This window comes from Klenkia sp. AC732 (assembly GCF_979256525.1).
Window position 1 is genome coordinate 1 of the sequence record NZ_CEEDOS010000064.1, and the last position, 14,819, is coordinate 14,819.

Annotated in this window: 16 protein-coding genes; all 16 read left to right on the plus strand. The window is 73.6% G+C overall.

Annotation, left to right across the window (positions count from 1 at the left end; all coding sequences use genetic code 11):
• Window positions 1-1,081: flagellar hook-length control protein FliK (locus AC0IVP_RS20760; RefSeq protein WP_471759067.1), on the plus strand; the 1,081-nt coding region annotated here is incomplete at its 5' end.
• Window positions 1,082-1,090: 9 nt separating this feature from the next.
• Window positions 1,091-1,513 carry a flagellar hook assembly protein FlgD gene (locus tag AC0IVP_RS20765; protein WP_082556732.1) on the plus strand — a complete coding sequence of 141 codons (423 nt, stop codon included), beginning with the start codon at window positions 1,091-1,093 and terminating at the stop codon, window positions 1,511-1,513.
• Window positions 1,514-1,546: 33 nt separating this feature from the next.
• Window positions 1,547-2,806, plus strand: coding sequence for a flagellar hook protein FlgE (locus AC0IVP_RS20770; protein WP_056292878.1), 1,260 nt, complete (start codon window positions 1,547-1,549; stop codon window positions 2,804-2,806).
• 145 nt (window positions 2,807-2,951) lie between these two features.
• Window positions 2,952-3,242 (plus strand): flagellar FlbD family protein, encoded by a 291-nt coding sequence (locus AC0IVP_RS20775; protein WP_056292880.1) that lies wholly within the window; start codon window positions 2,952-2,954, stop codon window positions 3,240-3,242.
• Window position 3,243: 1 nt separating this feature from the next.
• Entirely contained in the window at window positions 3,244-4,020 is a 777-nt protein-coding gene (locus AC0IVP_RS20780) for a motility protein A (protein WP_056292881.1), read from the plus strand.
• Window positions 4,017-4,997: an OmpA/MotB family protein gene (locus tag AC0IVP_RS20785; RefSeq protein WP_471759069.1), complete on the plus strand. Its 981-nt coding sequence runs from the start codon at window positions 4,017-4,019 to the stop codon at window positions 4,995-4,997. The genes AC0IVP_RS20780 and AC0IVP_RS20785 overlap by 4 nt, the downstream gene beginning before the upstream one ends.
• Window positions 4,994-5,473, plus strand: coding sequence for a flagellar basal body-associated FliL family protein (locus tag AC0IVP_RS20790; protein ID WP_056292882.1), 480 nt, complete (start codon window positions 4,994-4,996; stop codon window positions 5,471-5,473). The genes AC0IVP_RS20785 and AC0IVP_RS20790 overlap by 4 nt, the downstream gene beginning before the upstream one ends.
• Before the next feature lie 149 nt (window positions 5,474-5,622).
• The gene (locus AC0IVP_RS20795; RefSeq protein WP_056292883.1) at window positions 5,623-6,591 is read left to right on the plus strand and encodes a flagellar motor switch protein FliM; all 969 of its coding nucleotides are present in this window, start codon (window positions 5,623-5,625) and stop codon (window positions 6,589-6,591) included.
• Entirely contained in the window at window positions 6,588-7,343 is a 756-nt protein-coding gene (gene fliN / locus AC0IVP_RS20800) for a flagellar motor switch protein FliN (protein ID WP_056292890.1), read from the plus strand. The genes AC0IVP_RS20795 and fliN overlap by 4 nt, the downstream gene beginning before the upstream one ends.
• Window positions 7,340-7,900 (plus strand): FliO/MopB family protein, encoded by a 561-nt coding sequence (locus AC0IVP_RS20805; RefSeq protein ID WP_056292892.1) that lies wholly within the window; start codon window positions 7,340-7,342, stop codon window positions 7,898-7,900. The genes fliN and AC0IVP_RS20805 overlap by 4 nt, the downstream gene beginning before the upstream one ends.
• Window positions 7,897-8,724 (plus strand): flagellar type III secretion system pore protein FliP, encoded by an 828-nt coding sequence (gene fliP / locus AC0IVP_RS20810; protein ID WP_471759071.1) that lies wholly within the window; start codon window positions 7,897-7,899, stop codon window positions 8,722-8,724. Before AC0IVP_RS20805 ends, fliP begins: the two co-directional genes overlap by 4 nt.
• A complete protein-coding gene (fliQ, locus tag AC0IVP_RS20815) occupies window positions 8,724-8,999 on the plus strand; it encodes a flagellar biosynthesis protein FliQ (RefSeq protein WP_471759073.1) in 276 nt (91 codons plus the stop codon). The genes fliP and fliQ overlap by 1 nt, the downstream gene beginning before the upstream one ends.
• Before the next feature lie 4 nt (window positions 9,000-9,003).
• Window positions 9,004-9,765, plus strand: coding sequence for a flagellar biosynthetic protein FliR (fliR, locus tag AC0IVP_RS20820; protein ID WP_471759075.1), 762 nt, complete (start codon window positions 9,004-9,006; stop codon window positions 9,763-9,765).
• A 4-nt stretch (window positions 9,766-9,769) separates the two neighbouring features.
• On the plus strand, window positions 9,770-10,939 hold the full coding sequence (locus tag AC0IVP_RS20825) for an EscU/YscU/HrcU family type III secretion system export apparatus switch protein (RefSeq protein ID WP_471759077.1): 1,170 nt from the start codon (window positions 9,770-9,772) through the stop codon (window positions 10,937-10,939).
• A 41-nt stretch (window positions 10,940-10,980) separates the two neighbouring features.
• Complete coding sequence (gene flhA / locus AC0IVP_RS20830; protein WP_471759079.1) at window positions 10,981-13,020, plus strand: flagellar biosynthesis protein FlhA; 2,040 nt, start codon at window positions 10,981-10,983, stop codon at window positions 13,018-13,020.
• A partial coding sequence (locus AC0IVP_RS20835; RefSeq protein WP_471759081.1) for a hypothetical protein occupies window positions 13,001-14,819 on the plus strand: 1,819 nt, incomplete at its 3' end. The genes flhA and AC0IVP_RS20835, both read left to right, overlap by 20 nt.

Consider the following 14,819-nt stretch of genomic DNA (forward strand, 5'->3'; position numbering starts at 1 on the left):
GGGCGCGGCCGGCGGCTCGGGCGCCACCACCACCCCGTCAGCCACCCCGCCCGTCCCCCCGGCAGTCACCCCGGCAGCGACGGTGCCTGCCGAGCCGACCGCAGGACCCGCGACGCCGGCCCCCGGCGCCCTGCCCGCCGCCGTCACCGAGGGGGTCGCCGTCCCGGTCGCCGTCCCGGTCGCGGCCCCGACCACCGGGGAGCCCGTCGAGGGCACGACCGGCGGTCCCGGCACGGCCACCACGGACCCGGCCGGCACCGCGGCGCCGGCCGCCCCGACGTCCGGCGCCCAGACCGGCACCGGTGCCGGCACCGGACAGCAGCAGGACGGGGCACTCACCGGCACCGGGACCGCCCCGGCCCGGGCCACCGCGCCCTCTGCTGCGGGCGACGGCGCCCCCGCCACCGGCCTCCCGGTCGACACCGCGGTCGTCCGGGTCGCCGAGGGACCCGTGCGCGACGCGGCAGCGCCGCCGGCCGTCGCCGACGTCACCCCGGCCGGCGACGAGCAGACCGTCACCGGCCCGGCGCCCGCGCCGACCGTCACCGCCGGTGCAACCGCCGGCGCGACCCCGGCGGCACCCGCTGCCGCCCCCGCACCCCCCGTCGCCGCGCAGCTGGCCCCCCAGCTCACGGCGATGGCCTCCGGCCCCGACGGCAGCCACACGGTCACCGTCGTCCTGGCCCCCGAGTCCCTCGGCGAGGTGCACGTCCAGCTGGTGGTCACCGGCGACGAGGTGACCCTGAGCCTGGCGGCCGGCCACGAGCACGGGCGGGCGGCGCTGACCGAGGCACTCCCCGAGCTCCGTCGGGACCTCGCCGCAGCCGGCCTGACGGTCACCTCGGCGGAGGTCTCCCCCGACGCACCGGACCCCTCGGCGCCGTCGGGCAGCTCGGGCGGGCAGCAGTCGACCGCCCAGGGCTGGGCCCAGGGACGTGACGACCGGGCCTGGGGGACCGACCGGCGGTCCGGGACGGTACCGACCGGCACCGGGACTGCCGATGAGGACTCCGACACCACACGCACCACTCGTCACACCCGTACCGGCGGGCCGTCGACCGGTGTCGACGTCCGCGTCTGAGGAGGAACCGTGACCACCCCGATCACCAACGCCACACCCATCGCCAGCCTGATGGGCAGCACCCCGACCACCTCGGTCGGGGACACCGGGATGGACAAGGACACGTTCCTCAAGCTCCTGGTCGCCCAGATGAAGTACCAGGACCCGCAGGCCCCCACGGACTCCAGCGCGCTGATCTCGCAGAGCGCGACCTACTCCCAGGTCGAGGCGCTGCAGACCATCTCCGAGCAGAACACCGCGATGCTGGCGATGCAGCGGGCCTCCAGTGCCGGCGCCCTGGTCGGCAAGACGGTGAGCTACACCGACACCGACGGCAGCACGGTCACCGGGCAGATCAGCTCCGTGACGATCCCGACCGCCTCCACCGAGGCCGTGGCGACCATCGGCGGGACCACCGTCCCCGTCGGCCGGCTCACCGCCATCTCCGCCTGACCCACCTGCCCGACCGACACCCCAGGAGCCACCGTGCTGCGTTCGATGTTCTCGGCCATCTCCGGCCTGCGCGCCCACCAGACCAAGATGGACACCGTCGCGAACAACATCGCGAACGTGAACACCGTCGGGTTCAAGACCCAGAACACGGTCTTCGAGACCACGCTGACCCAGGTGCTGCGCAGCGGCAAGAGCCCCGACGGGCTCGAGGGCGGCAGCAACCCGGCGCAGGTCGGGCTCGGCGTCAAGCTGGCCGCCATCACCACCGACTTCGGCCAGGGCAAGACCCAGAACACCGGCCGCGCACTGGACTTCATGATCCAGGGCGACGGGTTCTTCGTCACCGAGGCCGACGGGCAGCAGCTCTACACCCGCGCGGGCTCCTTCACCTTCGACGGCTCCGGCAAGCTGATCACCGCCGACGGCGCCCGGGTGCAGGGCTGGGCCGCCGATGCCTCCGGCGTCGTCAACACCAACGGCGCGCTCGGCGACCTGGCCATCCAGTACGGCGCCGCGCTGCCCCCCAACGCCTCCACCTCGGCCACCCTGAGCCGCAACGTGCAGTACGTGGCCGGGACGACGGGCAACTCGGTCAGCACCGTCGCCACCCTCTACGACGAGGCCGGCACCGCCCAGCGGATGGTGCTCACCTACACCCAGGCCGCCACGTCCGCCGGCGCGAACAGCGACTGGACGCTGACCGTGGCCAACGAGAAGACCCCGAACACCCCGATCGTCTCCACGACCGTCTCGTTCCCCGGCGGCCAGAACCCGACCTTCGGCGCGGTCACCAACGGCACCTCCAGCGGCTCGGCCGCCGACTCCGTCCTCACCGTGGCCATGCCCTGGGGCGACGTCGACTTCGACATGAGCCAGGTCACCGCGTTCGCCGCCGGCACCCCGGTCGCCACCACCAAGCAGGACGGCTACGGCTCGGGCAGCCTGCAGAGCTTCTCGCTGCTGGAGGACGGCACCATCACCGGCGTCTACACCAACGGCGAGCGGCGCTCGGTGGGCAAGCTGGCGCTGGCCACGTTCGACAACCCCTCGGGCCTGGTCAACATGGGCAACACGTCCTACTCCAAGGGCGACAACTCCGGAGTCGCGCTGATCGGCACCGCCGGCAACGGCTCGCTGGGCACGCTGACCTCCGGCGCCCTGGAGATGAGCAACGTGGACCTCTCCGAGGAGTTCACCGGCCTGATCATCGCCCAGCGCGGGTTCCAGGCGAACAGCCGCGTCATCACCGCCTCCGACGAGCTGCTGCAGGACCTGGTCAACCTCAAGCGCTGACCCCCCAGCCGCTGCTGCGGCGCCAGTACCAGGACGGCCCGGTCACCCCTTCGGGGGGGCCGGGCCGTTCGGCTTCAGCACCTCCGCGCAAGGGCCGACAACACAACTGCCCACCCCGGGCAGCCCTTCGACCCAGGAGCAACCGGTGATCTGCCTGACCCGCCTGAACGGGGAGGCCTTCGCGCTCAACCCCGATCTGATCGAGCGCGTCGAGGCCCACCCCGACACCGTCGTCACCCTGACCGACGACGTCCGCTTCCTGGTCCGCGAGAGCGTCCACGACGTCCTCCGCGCCATCCGCGACTACCGCGCCGACGTGCTCGCCACGGCCTACGCGATGGACCGCGGCGCCTACCCGGTGCTGGAGCTGACCCCCCGTCCCACGGCCACCGCGGACCACTCGGTCCTGGCCTTCCCGATCCGCCAGGAGCGTTGACATGGACCCGGCAACCCTGATCGGTGTCGCGGTCGCGCTCGTCGCGATCGTGGCCTCGATGATCATGGAGGGCTCGTCCCCCATGGCCATCATCCTGCTCCCGCCCATCATCCTGGTCTTCGTCGGCACCTTCGGCGCCGCGATCGCCGGGTCCACCATGGCCGACGTCAAGAAGCTCGGCGGCTGGTTCAAGATGGGCCTGATGCCGGTCGCGGTGCCCCCGGCCACCGAGCAGATCCAGACCCTGGTGACGCTGGCGGAGAAGGCGCGCAAGGAGGGCCTGCTGGCCCTGGAGGCCTCGATCAAGGCCATCGAGGACGCCTTCCTGCAGCGCGGTCTGCAGATGGCCGTGGACGGCACCGACCCCGAGGACCTGCGCACGGTCCTGGAGAGCGAGATCGCGGCCAAGAAGGCCGAGGACAAGGTCGCCGCCAAGTTCTTCACCGCGATGGGCGGCTACGCCCCGACCATCGGCATCATCGGCACCGTCATCGGGCTCATCCACGTGCTGGAGAACCTGAACAAGCCCGAGACGCTGGGCCACCTCATCGCCGCCGCCTTCGTCGCGACCCTGTGGGGCGTGCTGTCGGCCAACGTCTTCTGGCTCCCCATGGCCGCCAAGATCACCCGTACCAGCGACCTGCAGGCCGCCCAGATGACCCTGCTCGTCGAGGGCATCTCGGAGATCCAGGCCGGCACCAGCCCGCGCACCGTCCGGCAGAAGCTCACCAGCCTCGTGCCCCCGAGCGAGGCCGCTGCCGCGGCCGCGGCGGCGTGAGCGGGCACGCGCCCTCCGGTCGCCGGCGGGCCAAGCCCCACGAGGAGGAGGAGCACGAGAACCACGAACGGTGGCTGGTCTCCTTCGCCGACATGATGACGCTGCTGACCGCCGTGTTCATCGTCCTCTACTCGATCAGCCAGGTCGACCAGCTCAAGTTCGCCGCGCTGGCCGAGGGCCTGTCGGAGAGCTTCGGCTCGCCGACCAGCGTGCTGACCGACGGCTCCCCCACCAACGACCCGGGTGTGCTGGACGCCATGTCCGCGCCGATCCCGGTGACCACGGACTACGACCCGACCGAGCGCGCCGACCAGCGCTCGGTGGACCTGGCCGCCGCCCAGGCGGCCGCCGACCACAGCGAGCAGGTGCAGGCCGAGGCGCAGGCCACCTTCGACCAGCTGCGCGCGGCACAGCAGGCCATCGAGGCGGCACTCGCCGCCGCGGGGCAGCCCGACGCGGTCGAGTTCACCATCGACGAGCGCGGCCTGGTCGTGCACGTCGTGGCCGACCAGGTGCTCTTCGGCCCCGAGCAGGCCGGCCTGCGCACCGAGGGGGCCGGGGTGCTCGACGCCCTCGCCCCGACGCTGGCCGCACTGCCCAACCAGCTGCGCATCGAGGGCCACACGAACTCCCTGCCGGTGACGCCGGGCGGTCCGTTCCCCAGCAACTGGGAGCTGTCCACCGCCCGGGCGACGACGGTGCTCCGGCACCTCGCCGAGACCGACGGGCTGCCCGAGGCCCGACTGTCCGCAGCCGGCTTCGCCGCCACCCGGCCGCTGCTGGCCGACTCCGACCCCGCGTCGGTCTCGGTCAACCGACGGGTCGACATCGTCGTCCTGTCCGACGCCTCCACCGAGGCCAACGCCCAGCTCCCCGGCCTCGCCGCCGAGGCCACCCGCACCGCCGGGGCCACCCCCACCACGACCGTCGAGCCCGCCACCGTCAACGCCGTCACCGCCCAGGAGAGCACCCCGTGAGCGCACCCACCAAGACCAAGCCCAGCGCCAAGGCCGCCGAGGCCGCGGTCGACGAGGAGTCCGCCGGCGGGGGCAAGAAGAAGCTCATCGCGATCGTGCTGGTGGTGCTGCTGGCCGCCGGTGCGGCGGCGTGGTTCTTCCTCTTCGCCGGCAGCGGCGAGGCCGAGGCCGAGCCCGCCCCGGTCGCCGGCGCCGTCCTCCCCCTGGAGTCCACGGCGGTCAACCTGGCCGGCAGCGGCTACCTCAAGATCGGGGTGACCCTGCAGCTGACCGAGGAGGCCGGCGAGGAGGCCCCCGACGGGTCCCGAGCCACCGACATCGTCATCGAGACGTTCTCCGGCGCCCAGCTGGCCGACGTCACCGGCAACCGGGAGGCGATGAAGGCCGAGCTCGAGCAGCGCATCGAGGAGGCCTACAACGTCGACGGCGAGCACCTGGTGATGGGCATCTACTACACCGAGTACGTCACCCAGTAACCCGCTCCACCTCCAGGCAGGGGAGGCCCAGCACACCCTCGGGACGCCGAGAGGGGGTGCCGGGCCTCCCCTGCCTCGTCGGGTGGGTGTGACGTCCGGGGCAGGGGTGGACGGTCAGGTTGCCCCCCGGCACCGCCGATGAGGGGGGCGTGACCCTCGCCGACGCCGCACCCGCCCCCCGCGGGGCAGCGCTGATGGCGGCGCGACGGCGCCGCGGCGAGCCCCGCAGCTACGACTTCCGAAGGCCCACGAAGCTGTCCCGGGACCACGTCCGGGTGCTGCAGAACGCGCTGGAGACCTTCGCGCGGCAGTGCGCCACCAACCTGACCCAGGTGCTGCGCACCGAGGTCAAGCTGGAGCTCGGCGGCATCGACCAGTTCGCCTACGACGACTACGTCGCGCACCTGGACAACCCCTCGTTCATGACGGTGCTCAACTTCGAGCCGCTGCAGGGCCGCGGTCTGCTGACCTGGTCGCTGGACATGGCGATGGCGATGATCGACCAGCTGCTGGGCGGGTCGGGCGCCTCCGAGCAGCCGCAGCGGCCGATGACGGGCATGGAGACCCGGCTGGCGCGCTACCCCCTCGAGCGGGTGCTGCACGAGCTCGCCCTGGCGCTGCGTCCCATCGTGCGCGTCGACTTCGGCCTCGAGGGCTTCGAGTACAACCCGCACCTGGCCCAGCTGGCGGTGAGCTCGGAGACCGTCGTCGTCGCCTCGTTCTCGCTGTCGCTGGGTGACCGGGAGACCGAGGCGACGGTGATGCTGCCCTTCGCCCCGTTCGCCCCCGCCCTCCACGACGCCACCTCCCCGCAGCTGTCCGCCCAGGCGGTCCGCGACCGCAAGGCCGCCAGCGAGGCCCTGTCGGCGCGGCTGGGCGCGGTGCCCGTGGAGGTCAACGCACGCTTCCGGCCGCTGGCCGTGCCCAGCGCCGACCTGCTCAGCCTCGCCGTCGGCGACGTGCTGCTGCTGCGGCACCCGCGGGACAGCCCGCTGGAGGTCACCACCAACGACGTCGTCTTCGCCCACGCCGTCGCCAGCAACCACCGCCGGCGGCTGGCCGCCGAGATCGTCGCCGCCCCCGGCCTCACCACCACTGCATCGAGGGACGCCCTGTGAGCACCAGCACGAGCGGACGCACCGACGACGCCGCCACCATCAGCGCCGCGGTGGTCAGCGCCGCCCAGGCCGCCGGCACCCTGCTGCCGGCGCCCTCCCCGCTGAGCACCGGCTCGGCCGTCGACGACCCCGACATCGCCCCGCTGCCCGGCAGCAGCCCGGCTGCGATCACCGCCCGGCTGTCCGGGGAGGTCAGCGGGGACGTCGTCCTCGTCGTGGCCGGCCCGCTGGTCGAGGCGCTGGCCAACTCCCCGGTCGGCAAGCTGGACGTCGCCGCGGCGATGCGCCCGGCACTGGAGGCGGCCGCCGCGGTGCTGGGGCGGGTCACCGTCACCAGCGAGCGGATGGAGGAGCCCGAGGCGGCCCTGGACGGCCTGCGCGACAAGGGCGTCTTCCTCGCCGTCCCGCTGCTGGCCGGCGGCGAGCACCTGGCCACCTTCGCCCTGCAGGTGACCCTCCCCCGGCCGCAGGGCCAGACCCAGCGCGGCAGCCTGGAGCTGCTGCGCAACGTGGCCATGGAGGTCACGGTCGAGATCGGCCGGACCCGCATGACGGTGCAGGAGCTGCTCTCGCTCTACCCCGGGGAGATCGTCGAGCTCGACCGCGCCGCCAGCGCGCCGGCGGACCTGCTGGTCAACGGCACCCTCATCGCGCGCGGCGAGGTCGTCGTCGTCGACGAGGAGTTCGGGCTGCGGATCACCGAGGTGGTCACCGACGCCGCCGCCGCCGAGCTGGGGCAGCAGTCGGCATGACCTGGATGGTCATCCGGCTGGTGCTGACGCTGGCCTTCGTGGGCGGCGTGCTCTGGTTCGCCGCCCGGCTGGCCAAGAAGCGCGGCCTGGGCGGGGGCAACGGGCTCATCGAGGTCGTCGCCCGGCAGCGGATGGGCCGGTCCAGCACGGTCAGCGTGCTGCGCGTGGCCGACCGGGTGCTCGTCGTGGGCACCACCGAGGAGCACGTCACCCTGCTCGCCGAGATGGACGGCGAGGTCGTCGAGGACGCCCTGGCCGACATCGAGTCCGAGCGCGAGCAGGCCCAGGCGGCCCGCCGCGCTGCGGCCGCCGCCCGCAGCGCCGCCCGCCGTCCGGCCGCGGTCGGCGCCGGGCTCGACGAGGACCCGTCCGCCACCCGCAGCCTGCCCCCGGTCCCCGGCGTGCGCCGTCCCAGCGGTGCCGCCCCGGCCGTCGGCCGGCACGGCGGGACGACGGGCGCCACCGGTGGCACCGGCCTGCTCGCCGGCTCGGTGTTCGACCGCGGCGCCTGGACCTCGGTCGTCGAGGGCCTGCGCGAACGCACGGTCCGCAAGTGACGGCGCGCGAGCGCACCGGTCGCTGGGCCACCCGGGTCGGGGTGGTCGCCACCGCCGGCGCCGCCCTGCTGACCCTGCTGGCCACCGCCGCGCTCGCCGCCCCCGTGGACCCGACCGACCCGACCGCGCCGATCGCCCCCGTGGTGGACGGCTCCACCGGCGGGCTGGACATCAACATCGGGGGCAACAGCCCCTCCAGCGCCATCACCCTGATCCTGGCGATCACGGTGCTGTCCATCGCGCCGTCGCTGCTGCTGCTGGTCACCTCGTTCACCAAGATCATCGTGGTGCTCTCGCTGACCCGCAACGCCCTGGGCCTGCAGAACTCCCCGCCCAACCAGGTGCTGACCGGGCTGGCCTTCTTCCTGACGGTCTTCGTCATGGGCCCGGTGATCGCCGACATCAACGACCTGGCGGTCCAGCCCTACCTGGACGGACAGCTGTCCATCGGACAGGCCTACGACGTCGGGGTGGAGCCGCTCAAGGACTTCCTGCTGGCCAACACCCGCGGGGACGAGCTCAAGCTGATGGTCGGGCTGTCCGGCGAGCAGATGCCCGCCGACCCCGCCTCGGTGACGATGCTGACCCTGGTGCCGGCGTTCGTGCTCAGCGAGCTCAAGAGCGCCTTCATCATCGGGCTGGTCGTCTTCATCCCGTTCCTGGTGCTGGACATGCTGGTCAGCGCCGCGCTGATGGCGATGGGCATGATGATGGTCCCGCCGGTCATCGTGTCGCTGCCGTTCAAGCTGCTGCTGTTCGTCGTCGTCGACGGGTGGGCGCTGATCACCACCGCCCTGGTCGGCTCGTACGGGACGTACGGCTAGTGGACGACGCCCAGATCACCGACATCGCGGTGCAGACGATGATCGTGGCCGCCAAGGTGTCGGCCCCGATCCTGCTCACCGCACTGCTGGTCGGCTTCGCGATCTCGCTGTTCCAGGCAGCGACCCAGATCCAGGAGCAGACCCTCTCCTTCGTGCCCAAGATCATCGCGGTGGCGATCGCGCTGGTGCTCACCGGCAACTGGGTGCTCTCGGAGCTGGTGAGCTTCACCGAGTCGCTGTTCGCCTCCCTGCCGGCCCTCCTCGGCCGGACCTGACCCGGTGGACCTCCAGGTCCCCGAGGCGACCCTGGCGGCCCTGCTGCTGGCCACCGCACGCACGGCCGGGTTCGTCCTTGTCGCCCCGCCGTTCAACTCCAAGGCCATCCCCGCGCCGGTCAAGGGCGCCCTGTCGGTCGCCCTCGCGCTCGTGGTCTTCAACCAGGTCCAGGCCACGCTGGGGGTCGTCTCCGTCGGGTACCTGGTGCTCACCGCCTTCACCGAGGTCGTCATCGGGGTGGCCCTGGGCTTCATCGTGCAGCTGTTCTTCAGCGCCGTGCAGCTGGCCGGGGACGTGCTGGACGTGGCCGGCGGGTTCTCCCTGCAGCCGGCCTACGACCCGCTGATGATGAGCACCAGCTCCACGCTGGGCCGGCTGCACAACCTGCTGGCGATCGCCCTGCTGTTCACCAGCGGCGGCCACCTGCTGCTGGTCCGCGGGCTGCACACCTCCTACGAGGGGCTGCCGCTGGGCGCCGTGCTGCCCACCGACCAGCTCGGGGAGACCCTGGTGCAGGCGGTCTCGATGATGTTCCTGGCCGCCATGCAGATCGCCGGGCCGATGGTCGCGGTGCTGCTGCTGGCCGACGTCGCGCTGGCGCTGCTGTCCCGGGCCTCCCCGGCGATGAACGTCTTCTCCCTCGGCTTCCCGGTCAAGATCATGCTGACCCTGGCGATGCTGGGCCTCACCTTCCCCCTGCTGCCCACCGCGCTGGACGCACTCATGGAGACCGCCGTCACCGCGTTCCTGGCCCTGCGGAGCTGAGGGCGTGGCCAAGGACGGACCGGGTGGTGAGAAGACAGAGAAACCGACTCCCGAACGCCTCAAGAAGGCACGCAGGGACGGCGACGTCCCCCGCACCCAGGAGCTGGGCACCTGGCTGGGCGTGGTCGCGGCCAGCTTCCTGCTGCCGTTCATGGTCAGCAGCTCCTTCGACGGGGCGCGCCGGCTCTTCGTGCAGATCGGTGCGGTCGCCCGCCGTCCCGAGGCCGGGGCGATCAGCGCCCTGCTCGGGGAGGCGCTCTCCTCGTTCCTGACCGCCGTCCTCCCGATGGCCGCGGGCATCATGGTCGTCGGCGTGCTCGCCGCCGCCAGCCAGGGCGGGGTCGTGTTCTCGGCGAAGCCGATGTCGCCCAAGCTCAGCAAGCTCAACCCGTTCCCGGGTCTCAAGCGCATGTTCGGCGGTCACGGCCTGTGGGAGACCACCAAGGCGCTCGTCAAGACCGCCGCCATCGGGGTCACGATCGTGCTGACCATCGACAAGGCGCGGACGCTGGTGGCGTCGTCGGGGTCCATGCCGCTCTCGGCCGTGGCGTCGGTGTTCACCGACTCGGCGCTGCTGATGCTGCGGGTGGCCGCGATGACCGGGCTCGTGCTCGCGGTCGCGGACTACATGGTCGTCCGGATGCAGTCGCGGAAGAAGCTGAAGATGAGCCTCTACGAGATCAAGCAGGAGCACAAGCAGCAGGAGGGCGACCCGCACGTGAAGGGCCAGCGCCGCTCGGCCATGCTCGCCGCGGCCCGCAACCGGATGATGACCGACGTGACCACGGCCGACGTGCTGCTCACCAACCCCACCCACGTCGCGGTCGCACTGAAGTACGACGCGGCGTTCGGTGCCCCCCGGGTGGTCGCCAAGGGCGCCGGGGAGGTGGCCCGCAAGCTGCGCGAGCTGGCGGCGGCCTCGAACGTGCCGATGGTGCAGGACATCCCGCTGGCCCGCGCCCTGCACGGCAGCTGCGAGCTGGGCCAGGAGGTCCCGCCGCAGCTGTTCACCGCCGTCGCCCGGGTGCTGGCCTTCGTGATGCACCTGGGCGCCCAGGGCATCCGCGGCGGCGTGCACCGCCCCGGCTTCAGCGCCCCGGACACCACCGGGCTGCCCGTCGCCGGCCGCCGGCGCGCCCCCGCCGCCGACCCCGCGGACGCCGCCGCGGCCTGAGGCGGTACCGACCGGCACCTGGACTGCCGAGAGTGGTCTTCGTGAAGTGGACGACGGCCGCGGTGCCCATCGGGGTCGTCTCGATCGTCCTCATGCTGGTCGTGCCCATGCCGACCATCGCGCTGGACCTCCTCATCGGGGTCAACATCGCGGTGTCGCTGCTGATCCTGCTGGTCGCCATGTCGATCAAGCGGCCGCTGGACTTCGCCGTCTTCCCCTCGGTGATCCTGATCGCGACGCTGCTGCGGCTGGCGCTCAACGTCTCCTCGACCCGGCTGGTGCTCTCCGACGGCTACGCCGGACAGGTCATCGAGGCCTTCGGGCACTTCGTCATCGGCGGCTCGCTGGTCGTCGGCCTGGTCGTCTTCCTGATCCTCGTGGTCATCCAGTTCGTGGTCATCACCAAGGGCGCCGAGCGCGTAGCCGAGGTCGGCGCGCGCTTCACCCTGGACGCGATGCCCGGCAAGCAGATGGCCATCGACGCCGACCTGAACGCCGGCCTGATCAACGAGTCCCAGGCCCGCAGGCGGCGCGCCGACGTCACCGCCGAGGCCGACTTCTACGGCTCGATGGACGGTGCCAGCAAGTTCGTCAAGGGCGACGCGATCGCCGCGATCATCATCGTGCTGGTCAACCTCATCGGTGGCCTGACCATCGGCATGGTGCAGAACGGCATGCCCGCCGGCGAGGCGGTCAGCACCTACTCGCTGCTGGCCGTCGGCGACGGCCTGGTCTCGATGGTCCCGGCGCTGCTGCTGTCCACCGCGACCGGCATCGTGGTCACCCGCTCGGCCGCCGACGGCGAGCTCGGCCAGGACATGATCGCCCAGCTGGGGCGCAAGAAGCAGCCGCTGCGCATCGCCGGTGGCGCCCTGCTGGCCCTGGGCCTGATCCCCGGCCTGCCCAAGCTGCCCTTCCTGCTCGTCGGCGCCCTCTTCCTGGTGCTGGCCACCCGGGTGCAGGAGGAGGAGCTGCCCAGCGAGGAGGACGAGGCGGCGGCGCTGGCCCCGGCCGAGCCCTCCCCCGACTCCCCCGAGGCGATCGCCGAGCGGATGCGGGTCGACCCGCTGGAGCTCGAGGTGGCCTTCGACCTGGTCGAGCTGGTCGACACCGCGCGCGGCGGGGACCTGCTGGACCGGGTGAAGGCGCTGCGCCGCAAGGTCGCGATGGACACCGGCCTGGTCATCCCGCTGGTGCGCACCCGGGACAACCTGGACCTGCCCGCCTCCCAGTACGTCGTCTGGCTCAACGGTGTCCCCGTCGCCAAGGGCATCTCCCCGGCCGGCACCGTGCTGGCCATCGGCGACGCCCTCGACGGCCTGCCCGGCAAGCCGACCCGGGAGCCGGTGTTCGGGCTGGCCGCCAAGTGGGTGCCCGCCGAGCTGCAGCGCCAGGCCGAGATGGCCGGCGCGACCGTCGTCGACCGCTCCTCGGTCATCACCACCCACCTGGCCGAGGTGGTCCGGCAGAACGCCGCCCAGCTGCTGGGCCGGGAGGACGTCAAGCTGCTGGTCGAGATGGTCCGCCGCACGCACCCGGTCGTGGTCGAGGAGCTCACCTCGGCGTCGATGTCGCTGGGCCAGGTGCAGCAGGTGCTGCAGGCGCTGCTGGAGGAGGGCGTCTCCATCCGCGACCTGGTGCGGGTCTTCGAGGCGCTCTCGCTGCGTGCCAAGACCGCCACCGACCTGGACAGCCTCGTCGAGGCCGCCCGGGCGGCGCTGGGCCCGGCGATCAGCCAGCCCTACGTGACCGCCGACGACAAGCTCTACGTGATGACCCTGGACCCGGGCTTCGAGCAGCGGCTGCTGGAGTCGGTGCGCCCGGCCGAGTCCGGCGCCGTGCTGGCGCTCAACGCCGGTCAGGTCGACGCGCTGGCCCGCGGCGCCAGCGACCTGCTCGACGACGCCGAGCGGCTGGGCATCACCGCCCTGCTGGTCTGCTCCCCGCAGGTCCGCCCGGCGCTGTCCCGGCTGATGCGCCAGGTGGTCACCCGCTGCACCGTCATCAGCTACTCCGAGGTGTCCCGCACGGCCCAGATCGAGACCATCGGGGTGGTGAACGGTGCCGTCGCGCTCGCCTGAGCCGCCGTCCGGGGCGACCCGGGACGAGGCCATCGCCGCTGCCCGCGAGGAGTTCGGACCCGACGTCCGGATCCGCGGCGTCCGCCGGATCCGCTCCGGCGGGGTCGCCGGGTTCTTCAGCTCCGAGCGCTACGTCGCCGACGTCGTGGACCCCGCCGGCACGCCCGCCGCCGGCGAGCCCGCGCCCGTCGCCCCGGTCCGGTCCGCCGCCCCGGCCCGGCCCGTCGCCGTCCCGGCCGGCTCGTTGAGCTCCGCCGAGGCGCTCGCCGCCTGGCCCACCAGCGGCCTGTCGGTCGACGACCTGCTCGCGGTCGCCCAGGAGGTCAGCCGGGCCCAGCAGAGCGCTGCCCGCACCGCCGTCCCCGCCGTGGACCCCGCTGTGGACCCGGTGGACGAGCTGGCCGACCTCCTCGGTGCGGCCGGCCCCACCGACGTCGACGTGTACTCCCCCACCTCGCTGGCCCGCCCGGCCGCCGCGGCCGCACCCCGGGTGCCCGCCGCCGCCAGGGCCGCAGCCGTCCGCGCGGCCGCCCCGGCACCCGCCGTGCCCACCGCCGTGCCCACCGCCGAGTCCGTGGCCCGACCGGTCGAGCGCGCCGCCCGGCCCCTCACCCAGCGCCGGGCCGAGGAGCCGGTCGGCCCGCAGGCACCGGCCTGGGAGCGCACCAGCCGCAGCGCCCCGGCCCCGGCCGCCGTGCCTCCCGAGCCCTCCGTGCCCGACGAGGACGACGACGCGCCGGTGTCGCCGTTCACCGCCGCGCTGATGCGCATGGTCACCCAGGACGACGAGGTGCAGTCCGCCGTCGCCGGCGCGACCGAGCTGGCCGCCCGGGACGACGCCGACGAGCAGCAGCGGGTCGCCGTCGAGGAGCTGACCCGTGCCCTGGCCCAGGAGCGGGCCGCCCGCCGGGCCGCCGCCGCGTCCGCCGAGGTGCTGGCGGAGGACGGGCAGGACCTGACCGGAGACGACCGGTACGAGGCCGACCTCCATGACGACGTCGAGGACGACGTCGAGCACGACTCCCAGGACGACGTCGAGGACGCGGTGGAGGACGAGGTGGAGGACCCGGCCGTGACCGAGCGCCAGCTCCGCCAGGCCGCGGTGCTGGAGTCCGAGCGGAGGGCCGCGGCCCGGCTGCGCGCCCAGCAGGAGGCGCACGAGACCGCCGTCGCCCGGGCGGCCGAGGTCGCCGCCCGATCCGCGGCCACCGCCCGCCGGGCCGCCGCCCGCGAGGCCGAGGTCGCCGCGCTGGCCCGGGTCGAGCTGGCCCGCGCCGAGGCCGAGGCCTGGGAGCTGCAGGCCCAGCGCGAGAACGCCCGCGTCCGGGCCGCCCGTGTCGAGGCCGCCCGCGTCGAGACCGCCCGCGTCGAGGCCCTCCGGGTCGAGGCCGAGCGGGTGGCCGCGGAGCAGGAGGCCGCCGAGCTGCAGGAGGCGGCGCGGCTCGATGCCGTGCAGGCTGCCGAGCACGCTGCCGCCGCCGGTCGCGCCGAGGCCGCGCGCGCCGCCGCCGCGCACGAGACCGCCCGCTTCGAGGCCCCGTCCCTGCGCGCGGTCCCCCACCGGGACCCGCGCCGCGCCGGGCCGCCCCCGGTGGACCGGGCCGTCACCCAGCGGGCGCAGGCGCTGCGCGCAGCAGGGCGCCGGGCCGAGCAGCAGGCGACCGCCCAGCCGGTCGCGACGGACGGCACGGACGTCACCGCCGACCGGGCCGCCCGGCTGCGCTCCGTGCTGGCCGCACTCCCGGCGGCCCCCACCGCGGTCCCCGCACCCCCGGTCCCCGCATCCCGGGTCCAGGTAC

Excerpts from the sequence above, each read along its gene's own strand:
- AC0IVP_RS20805 (WP_056292892.1), top strand. The coding sequence starts at position 7,340 with ATGACCTGGATGGTCATCCGGCTGGTGCTGACGCTGGCCTTCGTGGGC.
- AC0IVP_RS20780 (WP_056292881.1), top strand. The coding sequence starts at position 3,244 with ATGGACCCGGCAACCCTGATCGGTGTCGCGGTCGCGCTCGTCGCGATC.